This window comes from Herminiimonas sp. Marseille-P9896 (genome assembly GCF_903993245.1).
In the GTDB taxonomy this organism is placed as follows: domain Bacteria; phylum Pseudomonadota; class Gammaproteobacteria; order Burkholderiales; family Burkholderiaceae_D; genus Oxalicibacterium; species Oxalicibacterium contaminans.
Genome location: NZ_CAJEVT010000005.1, coordinates 19,927 through 46,670 on the forward strand (window position 1 = coordinate 19,927; position 26,744 = coordinate 46,670).

Genomic DNA, 26,744 nt, shown 5'->3' on the forward strand with positions numbered 1-26,744 from the left:
CTCCAGCACACCAGGCTTGATAAAAATCTTTACTCAAAATACACAACACCTGCTGCGCCATTTCAAAATGCATCTTTGGCAAATTGCAGGTGATACAAATTCGCGTACACGCCGTTCCTGGCCAGCAATTCCTGATGCGAACCAAGTTCAACGATATGGCCTTCGGCCAATACTGCAATACGGTCTGCGCGCTCGATGGTTGACAGGCGGTGCGCAATCACCAGCGTGGTACGACCTTTCATCAATTCATCGAGGGCAGCTTGTACTGCGCGCTCGGATTCCGAGTCCAGTGCCGAAGTTGCTTCATCCAGGATCAGGATAGGCGCGTCCTTGTAGATCGCACGTGCAATCGCCAGTCGTTGACGCTGTCCACCGGACAGACGCGAGCCATTATCGCCTATCATTGTTTCCAGGCCTTCCGGCAAACCAGCGATCACTTCATCCAGATGCGCTGCATGCGCGGCAGCCAGGATGCGTGCCTGATCCGGATTGGCATCGCCATAAGCGATATTCGCCGCAATCGTGTCATCAAACAAGACTACATGCTGGCTCACCATCGCGATTTGCTTACGCAAGCTGCTCAGTGAAATCTCTTCTATCGACACACCATCCAGCTGGATCTCACCAGCAGTTGCTGAATAAAAGCCGGGCACCAAATTTACCAACGTCGACTTACCGCCACCTGACATGCCAACGAAAGCGATGGTCTCGCCCGGTTGCACGCTCAGATTAATATCCTGCAAGGCCATGGTTTGCTGACCAGGATAAGTAAAGCCGAGCTGGACAAAATCGAGGCGACCCGCTGCGCGTGCAGTCAGTTCCTTGCCGGAGGTACGCTCAGGTTCAGCATCTATCAGTTTGAACACCGCTTCCGCCGCAGTCAGGCCGCGTTGCAAGGGGCCATTCACTTCGGCGATATTTTTCAAAGGCGTCAGCAACATCAGCATTGCGGTAATAAAGGATACGAAACCGCCTACCGTCGTCTGGTTTTGTCCTGACTGGATCAAGGCAATCACGATCACAATTGCCACCGCGGTAGATGCCATGACCTGGGTCACCGGAGTCGTTGCTGCCATTGCGGTGGCCATGCGCATCGTGTAACCGCGCAATTTATCGGCACGCACCTCGAATCGCTCTTCTTCATACCGATGGCCGCCAAAAATCTTGATGACCTGATTGGCCCGTGTGGTTTCTTCTATGACTTGCGTCATCTCGCCATTGACCGTCTGATACTCACGCGTCAATCTGCGCAGACGGCGGCCGGTTGCCCGTACGACGATGGCAATCAGCGGCAACAATACCAGTGCTACCAGGGTTAAACGCCAATTCAGCCAAAACAGGAAAGACAAGAGGACGACAACCGTCAGCGAATCGCGAATGATGGAGGTGTAAACCTTGGTGATCATTTCAATGATTTGCTGTACTTCGAACATCATCGAATTAATGACCCGACCCACTGAATGCGTCGCATAAAATCCGAGTGGCACATCCAGCATGCGCTCGAACATCTGCTTGCGTAAAGTAGTGAGCAGACGTGACGAGACCCAGGTCATCATGTAAGTCGTGGTAAATGTGGATATACCACGCAAGACAAAAATACCGACGATGGCGACTGGCACCAGCCACAAGGAAAATGACGGCTTGCCGCCAAAGCCTTTATCCAGCAACACCCGCATCACGGCAGGGAACATTGGCTCGGTCAACGCCGTCATGATCATGCCAAAGAGGGCCACGGCCAGGCGCTTCTTGTATGGTGCCAGCATGCCGAACAGGCGCTTCAAATGTGGAGAAACTATCATTGCGCCATATCTCCGTCAGTTGAAGTCAGCAGTTTGAAACGATCAGTCATAGGCGATCTGTACATTTTTTTCCGAATATAAATCGATTAGTTTTTGTTTTATGTTGTCGTCCGGATTGATACGCCATTGCTCTGAAAAGCACAATTCCGATACACCCTTGGGATTCTGGTACTGGATCACGACCCGGCTGCCATCCGTGCGCGCCGCTGGTTGCAACGCCGCCTTCAGCACATTGATATCCGTCGAGGCCGGCAAGCACAGACGCACGCAGCTTGCATACTGGATGCGCACTCCTGCTATATCCATGACTTTCTCGGCACTGATGCGCAAACCACCGGAGAAGCGATCTTCCGACACCTTGCCGGTCACCGCGAGGAATTCGTCTTCCTTGAACATATGGCGGTTGGCATCATACAACTCGTTATAAACCGTGACGTCCACCGTCGCACTGCCATCATCCAGCGTGACAATAGTGATACGGCCACGTTGTGTCATTTGCGTACGCAAACCCGAGATCACACCGGCGATGGTGCGTGGATCACGCGATGGTTCTATCTTGCTCAGTTTGGTACGGGCAAAGCGACTCGCTTCTTCGGCATAGGCATTGAACAAGTGACCGGATAGATAAAAGCCGAGCGCACCTTTTTCTTCCGTCAGTCTTTGCTTGTCGCTCCATGGCGATACCTTGACGTATTCCGGCGGCGTTTCCAGATCGCTGTCATCACCACCAAACAGGCTGACCTGATTCGCCGCTGCCTCGGCCTGCTCGGCACATTCCATCGCGAAGGCCACAGATGCCAGCAGGATCGCGCGATCAACATTAAAGCAGTCGAAGGCACCGGCACGGATCAGCGAATCTATCGTACGACGATTGATCTGGCGCTTATCGACGCGCTTGGCAAAGTCGAATAAATCAGTGAACGGACGTTCCTTGCGTGCTTCGATGACTGCATCGATAGCACCTTTACCCGAACCTTTGACCGCACCCAGGCCGTAACGTATTTGCGTCGCTTTCTTGCCCGGCACACCGACTGGTGTGAAGCGGTAATCAGACTGGTTGATATCCGGCGGCAGCAAAGTCAGTCCGCAGATATCGATCGCATCTTCGACCAGGATCTTGATCTTGTCGGTGTCATCCATCGCCAGCGACAAGTTGGCTGCCATAAACGCGGCCGGGTGATGCGCTTTCAGGTAGGCGGTGTGATACGAGAGTAAAGCGTAAGCAGCAGCATGTGATTTATTAAAACCATAGCCTGCGAATTTTTCCATCAAGTCGAAGATCTCATCCGCTTTTTCTGCGGACAAATCATTCTTCGCTGCACCCGCACGGAACAACTCGCGATGCTGCGCCATCTCTTCGGCTTTTTTCTTACCCATCGCACGACGCAGCAAGTCAGCACCACCCAGCGAGTAGCCACCGATGACCTGCGCCATCTGCATAACCTGTTCCTGATAAACCATGATGCCGTAGGTTTCAGACAGGATGGACTCGGTACGCGGATCAGGATATTCAAAACGTTCGCCGTGTTTGCGTCGGCAGAAATCCGGGATCAGATCCATAGGACCCGGACGATACAGCGCTACCAGCGCAATAATGTCTTCAAAGCGATCTGGCCGCGCATCCTTCAGCATGCCTTGCATGCCGCGGCTTTCCAGCTGGAATACAGCGACGGTTTTCGCCTTGGTCAGTAGTTCATACGATGGCCGGTCATTCAGCGGCAACTTCTCCAGCGCAAACTCCGACATCGCCGGATCCAGATCCTTGATGTAGCGCACCGCACGATCAAGAATCGTCAGCGTGGTCAGACCCAAAAAGTCGAACTTCACGAGGCCGACCGCCTCCACGTCATCCTTATCGTATTGCGAGACCACACCGGCATCGCCGCCCTGTGTATAGAGCGGGCAGAAATCAGTCAGCTTGCCCGGTGCGATCAACACGCCACCGGCGTGCATACCGATGTTACGGGCAATACCTTCAACCTGTTGCGCCAGGTCCAGCAACTGCTTGACCTCTTCTTCGTTCTCCAGACGCTCGGCCAGCAGCGGCTCTTCCTTGATCGCATCCGAAATCGTGACCAGCTTACCCGGCTTGAATGGGATCAGCTTGGAAATGCCGTCACAGAAGTTGTAGCCGAAATCCAGTACGCGACCCACGTCACGCACAGCACCCTTGGCCGCCATGGTACCGAAGGTCGCAATCTGCGACACCGCTTCCTTGCCGTATTGATCCTTCACGTACTGAATGACGCGATCACGCCCTTCCTGGCAGAAATCAATATCAAAGTCGGGCATGGATACCCGCTCAGGATTCAGGAAGCGCTCGAACAGCAGGTTGTATTGCAGCGGATCCAGATCGGTAATCAGCAGCGAGTACGCAACCAGCGAACCCGCACCCGAACCCCGGCCCGGTCCGACCGGTACGCCATTGTTCTTGGCCCACTTGATAAAGTCGGCCACGATCAGGAAGTAGCCCGGGAAACCCATCTTGATAATGGTGTCGGTCTCGAACTTCAGGCGCGCCTGATAACGTTCGCGGTGCTTTTCACGTACTGCCGGGTCCGGATACAAATGCTCCATACGCTGATCCAGACCGCGCTGCGCTTCCTTGACCAGGAACTCATCGATAGACGAACCATCCGGGGTCGGGAAATTAGGCAACTTGGGCTTGCCCAGTTCCAGCACCAGGTTGCAGCGCTTGGCGATCTCGACCGAGTTTTGCAAGGCATTCGGCATATCAGCGAACAACTCTGCCATCTCGGCCTGCGACTTGAAGCGTTGCTGTTCGTTGAAGCGTTTGATACGGCGTGGATTGGCGAGGATCTCGCCTTCGGAAATACAGGTACGCGCTTCATGCGCGGTAAATTCTTCCGGCCCCAGGAATTGCACCGGATGGGTTGCCACCAGCGGCAGGTTCAGCTTGGCGGCCAGCACCGAAGCCTGGCGCACATGGCCATCCATATTCGGCTGATCGGCACGCTGCACTTCGATATAAAAATGTCCGGGGAATATATCCGCCCAGCGCTGCGCGCAACGTTCCGCACCAGCCAGGTTGCCGTTATCGATGGCGATGCCGACGTCACCAAAATGCGCACCGGACAGGACGATCAAACCCTGCTTGCCTTCGGCCGCTATCTCTTCCAGCCACTCAGGACGGATTTCGGCACGGCCACGGTGCAAGTTAGTCAGCCAGGCGCGGGACAGCAAATCGCACAATTGCAGATAGCCGTCCTTGTTCTTAACCAGCAGCAACAGGCGCGACGGCTTGTCGCGGTCATTATCATTGCTGATCCAGACATCGCAGCCGACTATCGGCTTGATGCCGTTGGAGCGGGCTTCTTTATAGAATTTGACCATGCCAAACAGGTTGGCCAGGTCAGTAATCGCGAGCGCAGGCTGCATATCGGCAGCGGCGGCCTGGATCACATCGTCGATGCGTATCAGGCCGTCAACGATCGAATATTCGGAATGGAGACGGAGATGAATAAATTGCGGAGAAATCATGGCCGTATTCTACCGCGACCACTCCCTTGATCAGACATTTCATCATTCCTAAAGCGGAAGTTTATAATGTCGGCTTGTTCCTGCCTGACCGCAGCTGCCCGCTCCCGATGCCTTAGCCATTAGCCATCGCCAGACCTGGTGCTGCATACAGGCCAGCAGCCAGAATAATTGCCCGAATTATTGTTCTTCTCACAAGAACAAGCACAGTAAAGAAATACATCAGCATGCAAGCTACCGCCACATTCGTTAACATCGCCGCCTACAAATTCATCACTTTTGACGATACGGCAGAGAAACGTCCGGAATTTCTCGCCAAATGCAATGAATTGTCACTAAAAGGCACGATCCTGCTGACCCCGGAAGGCATCAATATGTTTTTGGCCGGTACCCGCGCCCACATAGACAGCTTCCTGGCCTGGGTACGCGCGGATGCACGCTTTGCCGATCTGGAAGTAAAGGAAAGCTACTCCGACGACCAGCCGTTCAAATATATGCTGGTCAAGCTCAAGCGCGAAATCATTACGATGAAGCATCCGCTGATCAAGCCGGAAGAAGGCCGCGCCCCTGCTGTCACACCGACCACGCTCAAGCGCTGGCTGGACCAGGGTCATGACGATGAAGGCAAACCGGTCGTCATGATGGAAACCCGCAATGCTTTCGAAGTCGATGTCGGCACCTTCGACAACACCCTCGACTACCGCATTGAAAAATTCAGCGACTTTCCTGAAGTGGTGGCACAGCACAAGGATGAGCTGGCGGATAAAACCGTGGTCACCTTCTGCACCGGTGGCATACGCTGCGAAAAAGCCGCTATCCATATGAAAAACGTCGGCTACGACAGCGTCTACCAACTCGACGGCGGCATCCTCAAATACTTTGAAGAAGTAGGCGGTGCACACTACACCGGCGACTGCTTCGTCTTCGATCATCGCACCGCGCTGAATCCGCGCCTCGAACCGAGCCTGGCGACGACCTGCCCCAGCTGCAACGCAACGGTCACGCCACGCGAGCAACTGGCACCCGAGTTTGTCGAAGGCAGCGCCTGCCCGCACTGCGCGAAATAATTACCTGTCGCCACTTGCCACAGGACCATGCTGTTTAACTTAATGTACTTATAAGCTGCCAAATAAAATGATCAATATCAACGGTGAAATCAAGGTCGACAACGCAGCACCCTTCGTCCTGTTCGGCGGCATCAACGTGCTCGAATCGCGCGAACTCGCCATGCGTTCCTGCGAAGAATACGTGCGCGTCACCAGCAAGCTCGGCATCCCTTACGTCTTCAAGGCATCGTTCGACAAGGCCAACCGCTCCTCGATACATTCGTATCGCGGCCCGGGACTGGAAGAAGGCTTGCGTATTTTTGAAGATGTGAAAAAAACCTTTGGCGTGCCGCTCATTACCGACGTGCATGAGCCGTATCAGGCCAAGATCGCGGCCGAAGTCATAGACGTGCTGCAACTGCCAGCCTTCCTCGCACGCCAAACTGATCTGGTCGTCGCGCTGGCGCAAACTGGCCGCGTCATCAACATCAAAAAACCGCAATTCCTCAGCCCGCCGCAAATGCTGAACATCGTGGAAAAATTCCGCGAAGCCGGTAACGAGCAACTGATCCTGTGCGATCGCGGCACCTGCTTCGGCTACGACAATTTGGTAGTCGATATGCTGGGCTTCGGCGTGATGAAAAAGGTCACCAACAACCTGCCTATCATTTTTGACGTCACCCATGCATTACAACAACGCGACTCCATGGGCACCGCATCCGGTGGCCGTCGCGAACAAGTCGCCGATCTGGCACGTGCCGGTATGGGCGTAGGTTTAGCTGGCTTGTTCCTTGAAGCGCATCCAGATCCAAAAGTAGCGAAATGCGATGGTCCGAGCGCACTGCCGCTGGACAAGCTGGAACCCTTCCTCGCGCAATTGAAACAGCTGGATGATCTGGTTAAATCGTTTGCACCGTTGGATATCGAAGCCTAAAAGCTTCATATAAATAAAAAAGCGCAGCCTCCATGAAGGAGCTGCGCTTTTTTTATTGCGACTGCTTATTACGACTGAATTACACCAGGTCGAACACCAATACTTCAGCCTGCTGACCATCACTGATTTTCAGGCTTTGTTCGTCAGTCACTTTCAAAGCATCGCCGGTTTTCAGCGCGACACCGTTGACCGAGACCGAACCCCGAGCAACGTGGATCAAGGCACGACGACCTTTCGCCAATGTCAGCTCCGCAGTTTCAGCAGCGTCAAACAAACCGACATACAGCTTCGCATCCTGATGGATCAGCACCGAACCATCAGCACCGTCTTCACTTGCTATCAGGCGCAAACGACCGCGTTTTTCTTCTGTAGAGAAATGCTTCTCTTCATAGCTAGGCGGTATGCCATTCACATTCGGCTGGATCCAGATTTGCAGGAAGTGCGTGGTCTGGTCTTTGGAATGATTGAATTCCGAATGGCGTACGCCGCTGCCTGCGCTCATGCGTTGCACGTCACCGGGACGAATAACGCTGCCGGTACCCATGCTGTCTTTGTGCGCCAGCTCGCCTTCCAGCACGTAGCTGATGATTTCCATGTCGCGATGACCATGCGTACCGAAGCCCTGTCCCGCATGCACGCGGTCTTCATTAATCACGCGCAACGGGCCAAAACCCATATGTTTTTCGTCATAGTAATCAGCGAAGGAAAAGGTATGGTGCGAATCCAGCCAACCGTGATTTGCGTGGCCCCGGTCTTCACTTTTGCGAATTTCAAACATGATTTTTTCCTTTCGGTGAGTTTTATTGTTTAACTGGTTCTCACTATAGACGTTCAAAATGGTTTAAATAAGGGCATAATTCAGGATAATTTATTCAATTTTTTTGAACAATAGAAAACCTGATGAATCTGACACTGGAAGCCATACGCATACTCGACGCCATAGACCGCAAGGGTAGCTTTGCCGCCGCGGCTGTGGCGCTCGATCGCGTGCCGTCGGCGCTGACCTATAGCGTACGCAAACTGGAAGAAGACCTGGATGTCCTGCTCTTCGACCGCCGCGGCCATCGCGCCAAGCTGACCGCCGCCGGACAGGAATTGCTGACCGAGGGTCGTCACCTGTTGCGCGCCGCCGATGAACTGGAACAAAGGGTGAAGCGTACTGCCACAGGCTGGGAGGTCGAACTACGCATCGTGCTCGACAGCATCATCCCGTTTGAAAAAATGCTGCCACTGATACGTGAATTCGATGCTGAGGGTTCCGGCACACAGTTGCGTTTCTCCACCGAAGTCCTGTCCGGCGTATGGGAAACCCTGACCAGCGGCGCAGCGGATCTCGCCATCGGCGTTTCTTCAGACGGCCCCGACATCGTGCGCGGCAGCGGTGATTTTCGCGTACGCCAGTTAGGCGAAGTCGACTGGGTCTTCGCCGTAGCACCAGGACATCCATTGGCAACAGCAGAAGATCCCTTATCGCCACAACTGGTGCAGCAACATCGCACAGTAGTCGCTGCCGACAGCGGCCGCTTCCTGCCCAGTGTCAGCGTCGGCCTGCTGACCGGACAAGCGACGCTGACGGTTCCTGATTTGCAGGAAAAACTGAAAGCACAGCTAGCCGGACTAGGCTGCGGTCACTTGCCACGCAAATGGGCCGCCCCCTATCTTGCATCAGGCGAGCTGATAGAAAAAGCCACGATAGAAACCAAACCCACAGGACTACCGCAGTATGCGTGGCGCAATTCCTCGCGCGGCAAATGCCTGAAATGGTTCCTCAACAAACTGGCAGATCCCGATGTGCAACGCGCATTGCTGGCGGAGTAAGCATGACGAATACAAAGATGAAGTACATAGGACGCTTTGCGCCATCACCGAGTGGCCCCTTGCACGCAGGTTCGCTGGTCGCGGCGATGGCCAGCTATCTGGATGCGAAAGCGCATCAGGGCCAGTGGCTGGTGCGCATAGAAGACATAGACGAAACCCGCACAGTCGCCGATGCCACAGCCGCCATCATGGAAGCACTGACCGTATTCGGCATGCAGCACGATGGTGAAGTAGTGGTGCAAAGTGAGCGCAAGGATTTGTATCAGGCGGCATTCACACGTCTCAACGGACTGGTCTATCCATGCGGTTGCACCCGCCGCGAAATTGCAGATTCCCGACTGGGCGTGGCGGCTGATGGCGCAGCGATTTATCCGGGCACTTGCCGCGATGGCGTCGCGCCCGGAAAAACTGCGCGCACCTGGCGCGTACGCGTACCGGATGCGAATGAAGCCAACGAAACCATAGACTTCAACGATCGCTGGCTGGGGCCACTCACGCAACACCTGTCGACCGAAGTCGGTGACTTTGTTTTAAAACGTGCAGATGGTTTCTGGGCTTACCAGCTAGCAGTTGTTGTTGACGATGCAGAACAAGGCGTGACACACATCGTGCGCGGCACCGACTTGCTGGAATCGACGGGCAGGCAAATTTATCTGCAGCGTATGCTGGGCTATCCGACGCCCGAGTACATGCACGTACCTGTCGTATTAAATGACGTCGGCGAGAAGTTGTCGAAGCAGACTGGTGCACTTGCACTTGATCTTGCGCATCCAATGGATGAACTGATCAAAGCAGCGGCCTTTCTCGAACTAAAAATAGCGCCAGCCGCAACAATAGAGGGATTTTGGTCAGCAGCGACCGCCGCATGGGCACAACGTTTTTGCAATTGACCAAGGCAACCCATAAAGGCTGCGGCTGTTAATCCACTGTGACGATGCCGTTTGTGCTGGGCAGAAAATGGGAACCCCGCAGGGGCAGCGGCGCCGTGGTCGCCTTTCTTTGCTTACTTTCTTTGGCGAAGCAAAGAAAGTGAGTGGCCGCCGGGCCACACCCGGCAACGCACTTCTCCTCGAAGAAAGTACAACATCAATTAAAGAGAAACGAAATCAACCCACCAATAAAAAAGGACGCAAACTCGCGTCCTTTTTTAAAAACAGATCTAACTACCTCTTAGGCGCCCCACCCAACAAAGCCGCCATCTTATGCTTAGGCGCCTTAGCCGGAGCCTGCTCCACTGGCTTAGCCTCACTAACAGTAGACGGCGCAGGTTCATAAGGCTTGGTAAAGAACGGATCTATCTTCTCCTTACGCGGAGCAGCATACGCACTACGACTAGAAGTATCACGACCACCGGACGAATCACGCGCAGACGATTCACGACGCTCAGCACCACGCCCGCGCGATTCACCCTCATCCCGACGCGGACCACGTTCCTTACGCTCACTGACACGATGAGCAGCAGGCACAAAACCAGCCAGATGCGCAGGTACGAACTTGTGCTTGATCAGCTTCTCAATATCAACCAGCAAACGCGCATCCTTATCCGAGTACAGCGAGATCGCATCGCCAGAAGCACCAGCACGGCCAGTACGACCGATACGATGGACGTAATCTTCAGCGTTGTATGGCAAATCGTAATTGATCACGCACGGCAGTTCAGCGATATCCAGGCCACGTGCGGCAACGTCGGTTGCAACCAGTACTTCTATCGTGCCATTCTTAAAAGCATCCAGTGCCGTCATACGCTCGGCTTGCGATTTGTCGCCATGGATGGCCGACGCTTTCACACCTTCGTTTTCCAGTTGACGCGCCAGGCGCGATGCACCGATCTTGGTGTTGGAGAAAACGATCACTTGTTTCAGGCCGCGTTCACGAATGATGTAAGACACTGCATCACCCTTGTCGCCCTCTTCCATCTTGTAGACGATTTGCGTCACGTTCTCGGCGGTGGCATTGCTGCGCGCCACTTCGATGGTGACCGGATCTTTCAGGAAGGTCGCTGCGAGTTTTTTGATTTCCGGCGAGAAGGTCGCGGAGAACATCAGGTTCTGGCGCTGCTTAGGCAAGAGATTGATAATGCGCTGCAAGTCAGGCAGGAAACCCATGTCCAGCATGCGATCCGCTTCATCCATCACCAGGATTTGTGTCTGCGACAGGTTCAGCGTTTTTTGCTGAATGTGGTCGAGCAAACGACCCGGTGTAGCGATCACGATTTCGACGCCGGAGCGCAGCGCTGCGCTTTGCGGTGCCATGTCGACACCACCGAAGACCACTACTGAACGCAGCGGTGTGTGACGTGAATATGCTTTGACGTTATCCGCAACCTGATCTGCCAGCTCACGCGTCGGCGTCAGGACCAGTGCACGCACCGGATGGCGCGCAGGCGATGCGCTGCTGTTGGCATGTGCCATCAGCAATTGAATAATTGGCAGCGAGAAACCAGCAGTCTTACCGGTACCGGTTTGCGCCGCTCCCATGACGTCCACACCTTGCAGGACGACCGGGATCGCTTCGGCCTGGATAGGCGTCGGGTGCACATAGCCCTGTTCACCCAGGGCACGCAGGATTTCCGGCGCCAGGCCGAAGTCTTCAAAACGGACAGCAGGGTGAGCATCGGCCGCGGCGGCTGACGGAGTGGTCGTTGGGATTACAGGCTGACTATCAGACATGATGTTTAGCAGGTCTTGCCCTTGCGAGGCGACATGATCGATGCCGATAATAAAACCGCACAAGCAATCCGAAAAAGACCCGGCTCTTTCGATAAATTTGAATTATTTCTGTGGTGATGAAACGAGGTGCATGTGCGGGCGCAGGCCGCTCTAGAAAACCGGGACCAGCTCAACCGCCACCACTACCCTCGACAGGACAGTCAGCATTATACGCTGGACGGCAATTTCCCGTGATTTATCGGTATGTAGCCGCTAAAAAGGGGGAAATCTGGCACAAACCGCAGTTGACGCACTGCGGCATGGCATACGATGGGGAGTCGGAAGACAAAAGGGGCTGGAGTTGCCAACAAGCAAATCCAGCCCCGATTATTTGCGCCTGAGCTGATCAGGCAGTCAGGCGCAAAGCCTCGTTGTTGGCCGGCAAACGTTGCGACGATCCGTGCTGCGCATGTTTGTTGCCGGCATGTGCGGCATGCGGACTGACACTACGGCCGGTACGGAATACCGCGATCGATTGCGTCAGGTGGAAGGTTTGTTCTTCCAGGCTGGCGGCCGCTGCAGCAGCTTGCTCGACCAGGGCCGCATTCTGCTGGGTCACCTCATCCATCTGCGACACTGCCAGGTTGACCTGGTCTATGCCATTGCTTTGTTCACGGCTGGCAACCGTGATTTCATTCATGATACCGGTCACGCGCTGCACCGAGCTCACTATGTCATCCATGGTGGTCATTGCATCGCTGACCAGGCGGTTACCGGCGTCGACTTTTTCTACCGAATCGTCGATCAGGCCTTTGATTTCTTTCGCTGCGCTGGCTGAACGTTGCGCCAGGCTGCGCACTTCCGCCGCCACCACCGCAAAGCCTTTGCCCTGCTCACCGGCGCGCGCCGCTTCTACTGCTGCATTCAGCGCGAGGATGTTGGTCTGGAATGCGATGCCGTCGATCAGGCTGATGATGTCGACGATCTTTTTAGCGGAAGCACTGATTTCATCCATGGTCGCGCCGACTTTTTCAACCACCGCACCACCTTTGCCAGCGACTTCGGAAGCCGATTGCACCAGCTCATTGGCCTGGCTGGCGCTGTCTGCATTCTGCTTCACCGTCGACGCAAACTGCTCCATGCTGGATGCAGTTTCTTCGAGGCTGGAAGCCTGCGATTCGGTACGACCGGAAAGATCCATATTGCCAGCGGCAATTTCACGCGTGGCGATGGTGATGGAATCCACATTGGTACGGATATCACCCATGACCGAGCGCAAGTTGACATTCATTTGCTGCAGCGCTTGCTGCAATTGACCCATGTCGTCATGACGGTCAATTTCGAAATCCACCGTCAGGTCACCACCTGCAATGACGCGGGTTTCCGCGATCAGCTTGCGCAAAGGACGCACGATAGACGCGTGCAAACTAGCCCACAACAACAAGGAAATACAAACACCTGCGATCGTCGCACCTGCGTACCAGCCCATATTCGCTGCGTTTTCTGCTGCTGTCGTCGCGACAAAACCCAGCGCCGCAATCAATGCAGTCAACGTCAGCATGCCCAGACCCAGTTTGACGCCGAGACCGATGTCACGCAATGCGGCCAGTTTGCCGAAGATACCAGTGCGTACGACCGCGCCGCGTTTGATGGCCAGGCCTTTGGCCTGATCCGCCTTGAAGCGTGCATAGATAGCGCCTGCACCTTCGACCTGCTCACGGCTGGGCTTGCTACGCACCGACATGAAGGCGACGATTTCATTGTTTTCACGTACCGGCGTAACGTTCGCATTCACCCAGTAAAAGTCACCATTCTTGCGGCGGTTCTTGACCAGGCCGGTCCATGGCAAACCTTGCTTCAACGTTTGCCACATGTCACCGAATGCTTGTTCCGGCATGTCGGGATGACGGATCAGGTTATGCGGCTTGCCGATCAATTCATCTTCATGGAAACCACTGGCTTCCATGAAAGCAGGGTTCACATAAGTGATCCGGCCCTTGGTATCTGTTTTCGAGACCAGCGACATTCCGTCCTGGAGGAAATATTCGTTACTCGTAACAGGCAAATTGGTGCGCATAAGTACATCTCCGGCTGGGAATGGGTAGAACGTAGCAATGACTGGAACCGCAAAAAACCAGTCACAAGATCGACTGCAAGAATAATACTTCGTAGCAACTATATTCCCGTAGGGAATATTTTTCTTGCGTTAGATCAAAATTTGCATCATTTCCGTGCAAAATCAGGGCACGAAATCCCAGTGTCCGGACCAGTCTGCTTCCTCCTTCACCACGCTACGGAGCATATCAAACGCCTTTTGCATCACTTCTGTCTCCTTCTCCCGCGTATAGACCAGATAAACCGGATATGAGAACTCAGGCGCGCTTTTTACCAGTTGCAGAAAATTTTCTGCCAGCGCGCGCCGCACTCCCCGCGTACGGAAGTAACCGGTACCGCCACATTGCAGCAGGTATTGCAAAGCCAGCGGCCCAAGGTTGAAGGACAGCACATTCTTCGCCTTGTCCGGCAAGGCCGCGTCGTGCTGCTTGCGGAAGTCCGGTCCCCAGTCGACATACACGTATGGCTCGGAATTTTTAGTCGAAGACACCTGCACCAGCTTTTCCTCCAGCAATTGCTCTACCTGCATGCCGGTCCAGTATTCGGGGCGATAAACCAGTGCCGCATCCAGCAAACCGCGCTCCAGCTTGGATTGCAGGCTGGCGCCGTCACCAACTTCGACCCGTATCGCATGCGACGGCAACTCACGCCGCAATTGCAAAGTCCATTGCAGCATCAGCGGATTACACAGGCTGACCTCACTCCCCAGCGCCAGCGAATCACCGTAACCATCCGGCAAAGGCAAATCACGGCGCGCCGCGTCCCAGGTTTGCACCAGTTGACTGGCATAACCGACGAAGCGCTCACCATCGTCGGTCAGGCGTGCCCCGGCGCGATTACGGACGAATAAGGAACAACCCAGTTGCGACTCCAGGTTTTGCACTCTGGCAGTGACCGTGGTCTGCGTCACATGCAGGCGCGTGGCGGCGGCGATGAAGCTGCCGGAGCGGACGATGTAGAGGAAGGTGCGGGCAAGTTCTATGTCCATGGCCAGCTTTCAGTGCAATTTTCTTGATAATAAATCGCATTAAATTTCATTTTTAATACCCAGTTTAAATATGCATAATTTATACATATTTTAACGCCAAGCAATCGAAACTTAAAACTTCGTGCGCTTGCCCATGCCGGAAAGGAGCCATGTACATGTCGTCCCAAATGTTTTCCCAGGATGCAGCCCCCTTCATTCCCGACCACACACGTCTGCACCGCGCGACTGCCGATTTGCTGGGCAAGGCCGCGATCAAGATCAACGGACCACATCCCTGGGATATGCAACTGAAAGCACCGGGCGTGCCGGAACGTGCTTTTTCGCAAGGCAACCTCGGTTTGGGCGAAGCGTATATGGATGGCGCATGGGAAGCGGAAGAACTGGACGAATTCTTCGCCCGCCTCCTCAGCACACGTATGACCGACCAGATCAAGCCGCTGCGCCTGCTCGGCCATGTACTGGCCGCCAAGCTACTGAACCGGCAGGATATGAAACGCGCCCGGCAAGTGGGCGAAGTCCATTACGACCTTGGCAATGACTTCTACGCGGCGATGCTGGATAGCCGCCTGACTTATACCTGTGGCTACTGGGAACACGCCGGCAACCTCGAAGAAGCGCAAACCGCGAAGCTGGACATGATCTGCCGCAAATTGCAGCTCAAACCCGGCATGCGTGTACTCGACATCGGTTGTGGCTGGGGCAGCTTCATGTCGTATGCGGCCGAACACTATGGTGTGCATTGCGTAGGCGTCAGCATTTCGAAAGAGCAAGTCAGTTGGGCACAGCAACGCTACGCGCATCTGCCACTGGAATTCCGCCTGCAAGACTATCGGGAATTGAACGAGCCCTTCGATGCGATCGCCAGCGTCGGCATGTTTGAACATGTAGGCCGCAAGAATTACCGCACGTATATGGAAGTCGCACATCGCTGCCTGAAGAAAGATGGTTTGTTCCTGCTGCACACCATAGGCAAGAACATGCGCAAATCCGCCCCCGATCCATGGATAGATAAATACATCTTTCCGAATGGCGACCTGCCATCGATAGGGCAAGTCGGTGATGCAGCAGACAATTTATTCGTGGTCGAAGACTTGCACAACTTCGGAGCTGATTACGACAAGACCCTGATGGCCTGGTATCGCAACTTCAGCTATGCGTGGCCGCGTTTTGAAAAGGATCTGGGCAATCGTTTTTACCGTATGTGGCGCTATTACCTGCTGTCTTGCGCTGGCGCATTCCGCGCACGCGACATACAGCTGTGGCAATGGGTGCTATCGAAAGAAGGCGTGCGTGATGGTTATCGCCGTACACGCGTGTAATGCCGGACGCTTACCAACACATCGGCAGTTTCTGCAGATAAACACATACGGATTTTTTTGCAGTATCGACCAGTTGCAATGCTGGTCAGGGTTGGGCGCGAGGAGCTGTTTCCCTCGTCAGCCTTTCAAGTAGCTTTACTCAAACAGGAGGTTTTATCATGGTAGTCAAAGAGGAATTCAAGGTTAAAAATGCATCCGGTCATACCGTTATCCTGCAAAACCTCACCACCGGCATCAGCTATCTGGATTTCGGCATGACGCATTTGCCACGCGACTTCCAGGGATATCGCGTCAAGTACACGGATCGCATTGCACAACCGCAAAGCGACGGCACATTTAAACTGAGCGATAGCGATAGCATCTATAGCCGCATATAAATCGCGATCATAGGATCGGGCATATAGCCTGACCATATGAACAAGGGCGCATGCGTTTAACTACGCACGCGCCCTTGTTCCGTCTGGAAGTCCTGATACAGATGAGAGTCTGCCCTGCATCAGCCACCGTTAAAAACGCCAGCGTGCCAACAGGCTGCCGGTTTGCGCAGTATAGCCACCGCCTTTTTCCAGCGTATAAGCGGCAGACAACGTGAGCTGGTCGCTACGCAGCAAGGTCGCAGCCAAGGACAACACGCCTGTATCTTTAAGCGGGGTCGGCCCCAGGGTCACGAAGCTGGTGGCACCGGATATATCTGCAGCGAAGTTGGCGACAGATTGCAAACGCGTGTCACTGTACTCGTGGCGCCACAACAATTGCAGCGCAGGTTTGAACACACCATAGGCTGTCTGATAGCCGCGCTCCAGCTTGAAGCCAAGATCGCTTTTGATCGAATGGGTATCGCTCGCGGCCACATTCAATGCCGCACCGTTGCCACCGGTTTCCTGGTAGCCATCGAGACGCAGGCTGCTGTATGTCAGGCCTGCCAGCGGCGTGACTATCATTTCGTTCACGCTGATGGGATAGCCGATACGAGCGGCAGCGGTGTACTGCATACCGTTGTAACTGCTATTCGCGGTACTAGAAAAACCAGTGAAGTCCAGCACACGATGTGCATCGATATTGCTGCGCATGACGGACGCCGACATATTCAGATACCAGGGTGCACCCTGATAGCCAGCGTATGCAGTCAGGCCATATGTATTCACACGCGCATAGCTGCCTACATTATTGCCGTCGTTGGAAACCGAGGTGCTGGCGTAGTTGAATAAACCACCAGCGCGCCAGCGTCCATTCAGTGCAGCATCAGCTCCCAGCAGCAGACCGTTGTAACTGGCGTGATAACCGGAGACACCGTCACGCTCATCAGCGGAAGCACGCCCGCCAAACAATTGTCCCCACACTGCCCGGTCGCTGAGCGCGTCACCGCCGGACAAACCGCTGGCGGCAGATGCACCGCCCGGCGTATTGCCATCCAGTCGATTGAATACCATGCCATTTACATGCTTGCCGATCGCATCGCTAGCACCGGCTATGCCGAAGGTACTGGATGATGTACTCAATTGTGACCCTGCGCGATTTGCGTCGGCCGGTGTCGCTAACGCGGCAGCGGCATTGAATAGATTCATGAGCGCGGCATCGGTACCAGTGTATTTGTACAAACCATCCAGCGTATTACGCGCATACACCTCGCTCGCTGGATTGACGATTTCTCCATCCAGCGTCAATAGCAGCCCAAGATTGCTGCCATCGAGTATGGTGCTGCCGGTGATGTCGCCACGATAGCCATCGGCCAGGTAACGCAGTGTCGCTTCGTTGTAATTGCTGCCCGCGCTGGCCGCCTGCATCACCAGATAGCGCTGGCCATTGGCGAAGCGATAGCTGCCATTCTTTTTCAGTGCCACACTGGAACCGGCATCGATCACGGCGCTGCCCGAAACGATGAGACGCCCGTAACCGCTATCGCTGCTGCCGCCGTCCGCAATCGCACCACTGGCAACACCTATATTCAGGGTTGCAGCCGCGCTTTGCTGGTAGTTTCCCGTTACGCTGATTTGATTATTGAGTTGCAGCGCGCCCGCAGAATTGATGACACTGTTGCTGCCGACATCGATATTGCTGTTGAGTAGCTGATTGCCACCACCGAATATCCAGTTGGAACGCGTATTCGCAATCAGGCCGATGCTGCCGTTTTGTCCGGTCAGGGTACCGAACACCGTGCCCGTGCCACCAAGTATGGTTTGCGCCCGGGTCGAATTATTCAAGATGTTGCCAGAGATGGTTCCCGAGTTGGTCAAGGTGCTAATCGTTGCACTTGATTCGATCATGATCGCGTTGATGCCCGAGATCAGACCGGTGTTGTTCAGGTTGCCTATGGTTCCAGCGACCGCATGGAGCGCGGTAATACCATCGCTTGCAAACCCGCCGTTAATACTGGTCACGACCGTGCTGGTGTCTATGATGGTGCCAGCATTGTTGAGAACGTTAATCGTGGCGCTATTGATCAGACCACCGTTGATGGTGCCACCGCTCAAATTATTCAACGTCGCAATCCGGCCGCGGTCATCGTTATATATCCCGGCTACCGTGCCAGTGATGAGGCCGCTATTGTTCAGTTCGGTAATCAGCGAAGTACCGGAACCACTGTAGTTGTAAACGCCACTATATGCGCCATAGATGGTGGCGCCGCTGTTGTTGTTGAGCGTACCTATCGTGCTGCGGTTGCTGTTATCGATACCATGGCTATAACTGCCCAGACTGCTGTCGCCACCGCGTATCGTGCCGCTGTTGTCCAGCACACTAATCTGCCCGCGCGAATTCTGTATCCCGGCATTCATCTCGCCACCGGCAATCACAGCGCTGCTGCCATTGCTGAGATTGGTGATCGTTCCCTGGTTGCTGATACCGTTAAAACCATTCGTCGCTGCCTGTATCGCTCCAAGATTGACGATACTGCCTATCCGGCTACCGCTACCGTTGTAGAGCCCGTAGTCACCGCCTCTGATAGATGCACCGCTGGCATTATTGATCGCGCTTAAAGTCTTGTCGTTCTCGATAGCAGCAAATGCGCCGCTGATGTAACCACTATTGCTGAGTGTGCCGAGCGTACTGCCATCAGTGTAGACACCTGAGCTGCCGCCACTCAAATGACCACTGCTCTCTACCGTCAGGTCGCCGTTGTTCCAGTTATAGTCGCCGGACAATGCTCCTGAAATCGGCGCATCTGCATGCGCCGAAGTGGCCGCCATCAGCGCCCAAGCTGCGGATAGCGCGAGACTCAAGGCACTGTGCCTCGAGCTGACAGTTATTACCGTTTCTGATTTGACCAAACGCATGGTATTTCCTGTCTGTATGGGTGACTCAGAAACGCCAGCGTGCCAATAAGCTGCCGGTTTGCGAGCTATAACCAACGCCCTGTTCCAGCGTGTAGTTGGCCGAGAGTGTGAGCGTATCGCTGCGCAGCAAGGTCGCCCCCAGCGACAGGACGCCAGTATCTTTTACCGGTTTGGCTCCCTGCGTCGTGAACGTGGTTGCTCCGATAGTATCTGCCGCGAAGTTAGCTATCGATTGCAAACGCGTGTCGCTGTACTCATGACGCCACAACAATTGCACCGATGGTTTCAACAAGCCGTATGTTGTCTTATACGCGCGCTCCAGCTTGAAGCCGAGATCGCTTTTTACTGAGTGCGTGCTGGACTTGCCCACTTGCAAAGCTGCACCATTACCGCCGGTTTCGGTGTAACCATCCTGCTGCAAGCTGCTATAGACCAGACCTGCCAATGGTGTCAGCACCGCGCCCGGCAAGACCTGATCGATCTTGATCGGGTAACCAAGTTGCGCCGCTGCGATGTACTGCATGCCCTTATAGCTGCTGTCGGCGATGCCACGGAAACCGGTGAAATCGACCAGACGATGTGCTTGCACATCACTGCGCATTGCACCGACAGATACATTCAGATACCACGGCTCGCCGGTGTAGCCGGCATAGGCACTCAGGCCATAAGAATTTACGCGCGAGTAGCTACCGGCATTGTCGTCATCGTTGGAAACAGAAGTGCTTGCATAGTTAAACAAGCCACCGACGCGCCACTGATCGTTCCACGCAGTATCCGCACCCAGCAACAAGCCTGCATAGCTGGCGTGATAACCGGATACACCATCGCGCGCATCAGCCGAAGCCTTACCGCCGAAAGCCTGGCCCCACGCTGCGCGGTCACGCATGCCGTCACCAGCAGACAAGCCGTTGCTGCCCAGACTGGCAACAGGCGAGCTATTGTTTAAACGCTCAAACGCTATGCCCTGCACTTGTGTGGAGATAGCCGTACTGGCACCTGCCACACCAGCCTGACCAGCGGCCGGATTCAACTGCCCTCCGGCACGATTGCCTTCTTCACTGGAGCCAGCTGCTGCAGCGGCATTGAACAAGTTCATCAAGCCAGCATCGGTGCCACTGTAGTTGAACAGGCCGTTCAAGGTATTTTGTGCATTGCCATTCGTGGCCTGGTTCTCGGTTCCGCCATCCAGCGTCAGTACCAGTGACAGGTTGGCGCCATCGGCAACGGCACTGCCGGTGATCGTGCCGTTAAAACCGCTTGCACCGTAATTCAATGCTGTTTGGTTATAGTTGGTGCCTACGCTATTGGCCTGCACCACCAGGTAACGCTGACCATTGGCAAAGCGGTAGCTACCCGTGTTTTTGAGCATGATGCTGGATCCGCTCATGATATCGGCACTGCCGGAAACGATCAGGCGACCATAACCAAGATCACCACTTACACCATTGGCTACCGCATTGCTCGCCACGCCGACATTCAATGTTGCGGCGGCGAGCTGCGAATAATTGCCGGTGATATTGATGTGATTATTGACTTGCAATACACCGGCAGCATTGATGACCGAGTAACCATTCGTACCGACATTGATATGGTCGTTCAATAACTGATTGCCAGAGTTGAACACGAACTGTGCGCCCGGATTATCTATCAGGCCTATGTCCGCCGCGCCTATGCCACCGCTGGAACCAGTCAGCACACCGAATGTCGTGCCAGTGCCGCCATGAAGGACAAGTGGCTCACCGGAGTAATTCCTGAAGCTACCCGCTATCTTGCCGCTATTGATAAAACTGCCGATGTTGCTGCCTGCATCGAGGTAAACCGCGTCGACTGGCGAGGTCAACAAGCCACTGTTATTCAACTCACCTATATAACCTTCGTTATACAAGGCGTACGACGAATTATTGCTACTGGAACCGGCTATTGCTCCTTTGTTATTCAGTGTATCGATGATGCCACTAGCGTTATTGGAAAGACCATTTTCTATGCGACCGCCGAGCTTGTTGTTCAGGGTGGCGATGGTGCCGCTGTTGCTAATACCTGCCTCATCGTCGCTGCTGATAGTGCCGGTGTTATTCAACTCGGTGATGATAGCGCCAGAGGAATTATCGAGGCCCCTGCTCCAGCCATAAATACGATGCGTATTGTTCAGCGTACCGATAGCACCTCGGTTCAGTATGCCTGACTGATTGTCGCCTTCTATCGCGCCGTTGTTGGTTAGTGTGACTATCTCACCACCATCGTTGAAAATACCGACATCAGTACCTTTGACCAGGCCGTCATTCAGCAGGCTCGTAATCGTCCCACCTGCCACGTTGGCGATACCGGCATATCCATCTGAAATAATGCCGCTCTGATTATTGACCAGCGAGGTGATGAGGCCACCATTGAATACACCTGTGCTGTACATCACAGGCGGGATTCCGGATGCAGAGATTTTTCCGCTATTGATCAGTTCGGTAAGAGTGCCTGAATTGGCGATACCAACCGCGCCCGTGATAGTTCCCAGCGTGCCATTGTCCAGTTTGTCGATGGTGCCGACGTTGAAAATAGCGATCATGTCGCTGCTGATGCTGCCGCTATTACTCAACAAGCCTATGGTGCCGAGGCTGCTTGCATTCAGGATGGCGATGGCATCGCCGGAGCTGCTGGTGCTTCTGATAGTGCCGGTATTGATCAGGCTGCCTATCACGCCGCTGTAGGCGACCGGGGAACCACCCACGTCAATCACTCCGCCATTGCTGATCGCCGTATAGCCATTGATGTCGCCATGATTGGTCAGGTCTGTGATCTGGCCACCATTGAAGATGCCGGTAGCCAATCCGCCGATGATACCGTCTGTCGTATTGATCAGTGCAGTGATCTCGCTGCCGCTGTTATTAAAAATCGCGTCCGTAACATCACTGGAAATGGTGCCGCTGTTTTTCAGGAGGTTGATCGTGCCGACGTAATTGGCGATACCGGCATCACCGGTGCCTTTAATGCTGCCGCTATTGTCCAGCGTACCTATACTGCCGCTTCCACTCAGCATCCCGACGCCGAAATAGACGTCGCCGCCGTTAATCAGCCCAAACAAGCCCGTAAGCGTACCTTCATTGTTTAAAGTGACGAGCGAACCGTTGTTGTACAGATTTTGTATCGAGCCACCGACTTTATTTTCCAGCAGAATAAGCGTACCGGTGTTCGCCAGCCCTATCCCCCAGGGACTGGAACTACTTATGCTGCCACTGTTTTCCAGCTTGGTGATCGTACCTTCATTCAACAGATCGGTGATGATCGCACCAGCGGAATTTTCCACCCCGTAGATGACACCCGTCTGCTGATTGGCGAAATTATCGATCCGACCTGCATTCATTAAGCCTGCGGGGCTGCCACTGATAGACCCGCTGTTGCGGAACTCATTGATCCGCGCGCCCAGGAAATTGGCTATCCCGTAGTAAGTTACCCCCGACACTGAACCATTATTGTGTAGCTGGTTGATGTAACCGCTGATTGCAACCCCGCCATCCGCGCCGCTAATGGTGCCGTTGTTAATCAGACTCCCCAGGGTGCCGCCGCTATCCGCATAAACCGCGTGCTCACCCGCATCCGAGTTCAGCGTGACCCCGCTATTGACCATGAAATCGTCGTTGCTCCAACGCTGAGTCGCGTTGGTATCAACCGAAATGACGGTTTGAGCAAACGCCGTGGTCGGCCCCGTTGCGCTTAGCGCGGTTGCGATGGCGAGACTGATGACCGTGCGTTGCGGCCTGGTGGTTTTCATTCTTGTTTTCCCTGTTGGTAGGCGACGGTCAGGCGGGTACTCGCGGCAAAACCAGATGCCTTGAAACAGCCCAAATGCGCTAAAAGTATTGTAAAAACGGGAAAACTATAGGTAGTCTGGCTTGCCTTGTATGTAGAACAAATGTTCTACAAGCAATATTTGCGACCAGGCGTAGAATGGGCGCCGCCCATTTATGCGAATGACTGACAGCAGCTGCGCTAAACCCTGGCAGTGCGTCTGGCACGGGTGAGCATGCCAGTTGGATCTCCGGCCAGACGGCACGAAGTCTGCAGTATGAAAAACGAGCGGCGGGCGGCAGACGCCCGCACTCTACTCGGTACTGTGCTCAGCTACCGCGATAAGTCGAATAAGCCCACGGCGACACCACCAGCGGCACATGGTAATTCTGCGCGGCATCAGCAATCCCGAAAGCCAGCACCACTTCATCAACAAAGCGTGGCGACGGTACAACGGCACCCTGCTCCGCAAAGTAATCCCCGGCGGCAAATACCAATGCGTATTTGCCGACCTTCATCTCTGCTCCTTCCAGCAAAGGCGCATCGCAACGCCCATCCTGATTGGTGACAGCTGCTTTAAGCAAAGTCCTATTACCCGCATCGTTGACTGCATACAGCGCCACTCTCACGCCTACGCCAGGTTTCCCCTTCGTAATATCCAGCACGTGTGTACTCAGCTTGCCCATGGTTTTCCCTTTTTTGTTCGTTAAAAATTGGCTGCATCTCCGGCTCAGATCATATACCGCCAGCCTTTAATCCATATACGCCTCGGCTTATATCAGCCATACATTCAGCAGACATAATTCAGTCGACACAGTTAAAGCCAAATTAGAAATCATTATTAAAAAAGGCTGAATATATGAGCAAGCCAAACTACCCACGCGACATGACCGGTTACGGCCGAATGCCGCCGCACGCGCAATGGCCGGGGCAGGCTCGCATCGCCGTGCAATTTGTCCTCAATTACGAAGAAGGCGCCGAAAACAGCGTACTGGATGGCGATGCCGGTTCAGAAACCTTCCTCTCCGAAATCATAGGTGCGCAAAGCTTCCCGGCGCGTCATATGAGCATGGAATCCATATACGAATACGGCTCACGCGCCGGGCTGTGGCGTTTGCTACGCATGTTTGAAGAGCGCAAATTGCCGCTGACTGTCTTCGGCGTGGCGCGTGCCTTGCAGCGCAATCCGGATGCAGTGTCCGCCTTCCTTGAACTGGGTCATGAAATCGCCTGCCATGGCTTGCGCTGGATCAGCTATCAAAACATCGATGAAGCGACCGAGCGCGAACACATGGCAGAAGCGGTTTCCATCATCCGTGAACTGACCGGCAGCGCCCCGCTCGGCTGGTACACCGGACGTGATTCACCGAATACGCGCAGGCTGGTGATGGAACACGGCGGCTTCGCCTACGATGCCGACAGCTATGCCGATGACTTGCCGTACTGGGAACAGGTTGCCCACCGCGATGCAAACGGCAAGCAGGTAACGGCACCGCAACTGATCGTGCCCTATACGCTCGATAGCAATGACATGCGCTTCGCCGCATTGCAAGGCTTCAATTCCGGCACGCAATTTTTCGATTACCTGAAAGATGCATTTGATGTCCTGTACGCAGAAGGCGATCCGCAAGGCCTGAACCAGCCGAAGATGTTATCGGTCGGCCTGCATTGCCGCCTGATCGGGCGTCCCGGACGCGCAGCGGCGCTGGCACGCTTCCTCGACTATATCCAGAGCCACCAGCAGGTCTGGATCACGCGCCGCATTGATATTGCCAATCACTGGCGCGCGACACATCCGTTCAGCGGCTGATGCCTGACTGAATCGCGACCCATCCCCAAGGTTTTACCGACGTGGCGGTTCCACGAAAAGACGCACAGACATCTATCGTGTCTGGCGATGAATAGGAGTGGCAGTAACTCGTTTTTAAATATAAAAAATCAGGAGACAAAGATGTACCCAATAAAATATAAAAAGATATACCTCGCAGTCGCAATAGCTTCAGCATTTGCAGCACCAGCAATGGCTCAATCATCGGTACAGGTCACCGGCCTGGTCGACAACTATGTCGGCTCGATGAAATACAGCGGTGATAACGGCCGCAGCAGCGTCGTCAACAGTGGTGGCATGACTACCTCATGGTTCGGATTCAAAGGTACGGAAGACCTGGGCGGCGGACTCAAAGCCAAATTCAATCTGACTTCCTTCTTCCGCGCCGACACTGGTGCCTCAGGTCGTTTCAACGGAAATGAAACCTTTTTCTCGCGTGACGCCAACGTAGGTCTGGTCGGCAGCTTTGGTGCGATTTCGCTGGGACGTGACCTGGCGCCAAACTTCCTGCCTTCGATCTTGTTTAACCCATATGGTGATTCCTTCCAACTGTCGCCCCTCATCCTGCACATGGATGTACCGTGGTTCAATGCATCCGGCTGGACTAACTCAGTCGCAGGCGATACAGGCTGGAGTAATGAAATCATTTACACCACGCCAGATATTGGCGGTCTGAAAGCGAACTTTCATTACCAGTTTGGCGAAGTCGCCGGCAAAACCGGCAAAAACAACGCCGGTGCCAACCTGCTTTACTTCAATGGTCCATTAGCGCTGACGGCTTATTACCAAAAGGTTCAGGTCAACAATCCGCTGGAACAGTCACAAAACAATGTACAACCGGCGACCAATATTCCATTTGCCAGCGGTATGAAGGCCGCGCGCCAGACTTCATGGTTTGTCGGCGGCTCCTACGACTTTACGGTGGCCAAACTGTTTGCCACCTACAACCAGAGCAGTCATGACATAGACCTGAAAGACAGGACTGTGCAGCTTGGCACCAGCATCCCGCTGGGGCAAGGTTCGATCCTGGCATCCTGGGCCAACACCAAACGTGACGGCACCGTCGTTGGCATGGATCTCAAACGCAATACCGCATCGTTCGGCTACGATTACAATCTGTCCAAACGCACCGATGTCTATGCAGTCTATATGTACGACAAAATTACTCAGCAAACCACGGGTAACAGCGTTGCACTGGGCATACGTCATCGGTTCTGAGAATGATGTAATCTGATATGTACCGGCCTTGCCCTGCTCTCCGCATGGCAAGGCACATAAAAAAGAGTCACGCATGCGTGACTCTTTTTATTTTCCGATAGAGAAAGCGCTTATGGCGCTTCCTTATCCGCTTCCCTTATCCATAATCAGACGAATGCACCTATCTGCTTGACGACTGCATCGCGTACCGAGCCGCTAACGACAAACGATTGTGCCACCGCGATATCGTTATGGAACCAGCGATCACCTTCCAGGCAAGCCGGAATTTGACGACGAATTTCCTGATATGCCGCCTGTGTACCTTTTCCCAGTACGAAGCCGGGCAACAAATCTTCCGTCATCGTCAATGCCTGCGCCGCCAGCAGCATTTCCACACCGATGATGTATTGCGTGTTGGCGACCACCGTTGCCGCCTTGCGTGCGCACCAGGTCGAATTGGAGACGTGGTCTTCGCTATTGCCTTTGGCCGGGATGCTGTCAACGC

At 54.3% G+C, this 26,744-nt stretch carries 18 protein-coding genes; 8 read left to right on the top strand and 10 right to left on the bottom strand.

The annotated features are described in order from the left end of the window. Positions 1-62: 62 nt before the first annotated feature. Together msbA and dnaE are read right to left on the bottom strand one after the other, a co-directional pair. Positions 63-1,799, bottom strand: coding sequence for a lipid A export permease/ATP-binding protein MsbA (gene msbA / locus H7U06_RS16150; RefSeq protein ID WP_175627142.1), 1,737 nt, complete (start codon positions 1,797-1,799; stop codon positions 63-65). A gap of 42 nt (positions 1,800-1,841) precedes the next feature. Then, positions 1,842-5,300 carry a DNA polymerase III subunit alpha gene (gene dnaE, locus H7U06_RS16155; protein WP_175627143.1) on the bottom strand — a complete coding sequence of 1,153 codons (3,459 nt, stop codon included), beginning with the start codon at positions 5,298-5,300 and terminating at the stop codon, positions 1,842-1,844. Positions 5,301-5,524: 224 nt separating this feature from the next. Between dnaE and H7U06_RS16160 the strand changes: the two genes are divergently transcribed. Continuing rightward, on the top strand, positions 5,525-6,364 hold the full coding sequence (locus tag H7U06_RS16160; protein ID WP_175627144.1) for a sulfurtransferase: 840 nt from the start codon (positions 5,525-5,527) through the stop codon (positions 6,362-6,364). A gap of 67 nt (positions 6,365-6,431) precedes the next feature. Beyond that, a complete protein-coding gene (kdsA, locus tag H7U06_RS16165) occupies positions 6,432-7,277 on the top strand; it encodes a 3-deoxy-8-phosphooctulonate synthase (RefSeq protein WP_175627145.1) in 846 nt (281 codons plus the stop codon). 79 nt (positions 7,278-7,356) lie between these two features. On the opposite strand, the gene H7U06_RS16170 is transcribed toward kdsA, so the two are convergent. After that, on the bottom strand, positions 7,357-8,055 hold the full coding sequence (locus H7U06_RS16170) for a pirin family protein (RefSeq protein WP_175627146.1): 699 nt from the start codon (positions 8,053-8,055) through the stop codon (positions 7,357-7,359). A 122-nt stretch (positions 8,056-8,177) separates the two neighbouring features. On the opposite strand from H7U06_RS16170, the gene H7U06_RS16175 reads away from it, so the two are divergent. Together H7U06_RS16175 and gluQRS are read left to right on the top strand one after the other, a co-directional pair. Next, positions 8,178-9,095, top strand: a complete 918-nt coding sequence (locus H7U06_RS16175; RefSeq protein WP_175627147.1) for a LysR family transcriptional regulator — start codon at positions 8,178-8,180, stop codon at positions 9,093-9,095. A gap of 2 nt (positions 9,096-9,097) precedes the next feature. Further along, entirely contained in the window at positions 9,098-9,985 is an 888-nt protein-coding gene (gene gluQRS, locus H7U06_RS16180; protein WP_175627148.1) for a tRNA glutamyl-Q(34) synthetase GluQRS, read from the top strand. A gap of 273 nt (positions 9,986-10,258) precedes the next feature. Here the strand turns inward: gluQRS and H7U06_RS16185 are convergent, their stop codons facing one another. From H7U06_RS16185 to H7U06_RS16195, 3 genes are all read right to left on the bottom strand, one after another. Beyond that, positions 10,259-11,764, bottom strand: a complete 1,506-nt coding sequence (locus H7U06_RS16185; protein ID WP_175627149.1) for a DEAD/DEAH box helicase — start codon at positions 11,762-11,764, stop codon at positions 10,259-10,261. 385 nt (positions 11,765-12,149) lie between these two features. Continuing rightward, positions 12,150-13,820: a methyl-accepting chemotaxis protein gene (locus H7U06_RS16190; protein ID WP_175627150.1), complete on the bottom strand. Its 1,671-nt coding sequence runs from the start codon at positions 13,818-13,820 to the stop codon at positions 12,150-12,152. A 162-nt stretch (positions 13,821-13,982) separates the two neighbouring features. Continuing rightward, on the bottom strand, positions 13,983-14,846 hold the full coding sequence (locus tag H7U06_RS16195) for a LysR family transcriptional regulator (RefSeq protein WP_175627151.1): 864 nt from the start codon (positions 14,844-14,846) through the stop codon (positions 13,983-13,985). A gap of 155 nt (positions 14,847-15,001) precedes the next feature. On the opposite strand from H7U06_RS16195, the gene cfa reads away from it, so the two are divergent. Together cfa and H7U06_RS16205 are read left to right on the top strand one after the other, a co-directional pair. Then, positions 15,002-16,165 carry a cyclopropane fatty acyl phospholipid synthase gene (cfa, locus tag H7U06_RS16200; protein ID WP_175627152.1) on the top strand — a complete coding sequence of 388 codons (1,164 nt, stop codon included), beginning with the start codon at positions 15,002-15,004 and terminating at the stop codon, positions 16,163-16,165. Between the two features lie 158 nt (positions 16,166-16,323). After that, positions 16,324-16,542, top strand: a complete 219-nt coding sequence (locus tag H7U06_RS16205) for a hypothetical protein (protein WP_175627153.1) — start codon at positions 16,324-16,326, stop codon at positions 16,540-16,542. Between the two features lie 129 nt (positions 16,543-16,671). Here H7U06_RS16205 and H7U06_RS16210 read toward each other — a convergent pair whose 3' ends face one another. The 3 genes from H7U06_RS16210 to uraH form a co-directional block, all read right to left on the bottom strand. Next, positions 16,672-19,383, bottom strand: coding sequence for an autotransporter domain-containing protein (locus tag H7U06_RS16210; protein ID WP_254873267.1), 2,712 nt, complete (start codon positions 19,381-19,383; stop codon positions 16,672-16,674). A 79-nt stretch (positions 19,384-19,462) separates the two neighbouring features. Then, positions 19,463-23,197: an autotransporter outer membrane beta-barrel domain-containing protein gene (locus tag H7U06_RS16335; protein ID WP_254873268.1), complete on the bottom strand. Its 3,735-nt coding sequence runs from the start codon at positions 23,195-23,197 to the stop codon at positions 19,463-19,465. A gap of 346 nt (positions 23,198-23,543) precedes the next feature. Further along, the gene (gene uraH / locus H7U06_RS16220; RefSeq protein ID WP_175627154.1) at positions 23,544-23,900 is read right to left on the bottom strand and encodes a hydroxyisourate hydrolase; all 357 of its coding nucleotides are present in this window, start codon (positions 23,898-23,900) and stop codon (positions 23,544-23,546) included. 173 nt (positions 23,901-24,073) lie between these two features. Between uraH and puuE the strand changes: the two genes are divergently transcribed. Continuing rightward, complete coding sequence (gene puuE, locus H7U06_RS16225; protein WP_175627155.1) at positions 24,074-25,024, top strand: allantoinase PuuE; 951 nt, start codon at positions 24,074-24,076, stop codon at positions 25,022-25,024. Between the two features lie 141 nt (positions 25,025-25,165). After that, positions 25,166-26,260 (top strand): porin, encoded by a 1,095-nt coding sequence (locus H7U06_RS16230; RefSeq protein WP_175627156.1) that lies wholly within the window; start codon positions 25,166-25,168, stop codon positions 26,258-26,260. A 146-nt stretch (positions 26,261-26,406) separates the two neighbouring features. Here the strand turns inward: H7U06_RS16230 and H7U06_RS16235 are convergent. Next, positions 26,407-26,744: aromatic amino acid lyase (locus H7U06_RS16235; RefSeq protein WP_175627157.1), on the bottom strand; the 338-nt coding region annotated here is incomplete at its 5' end.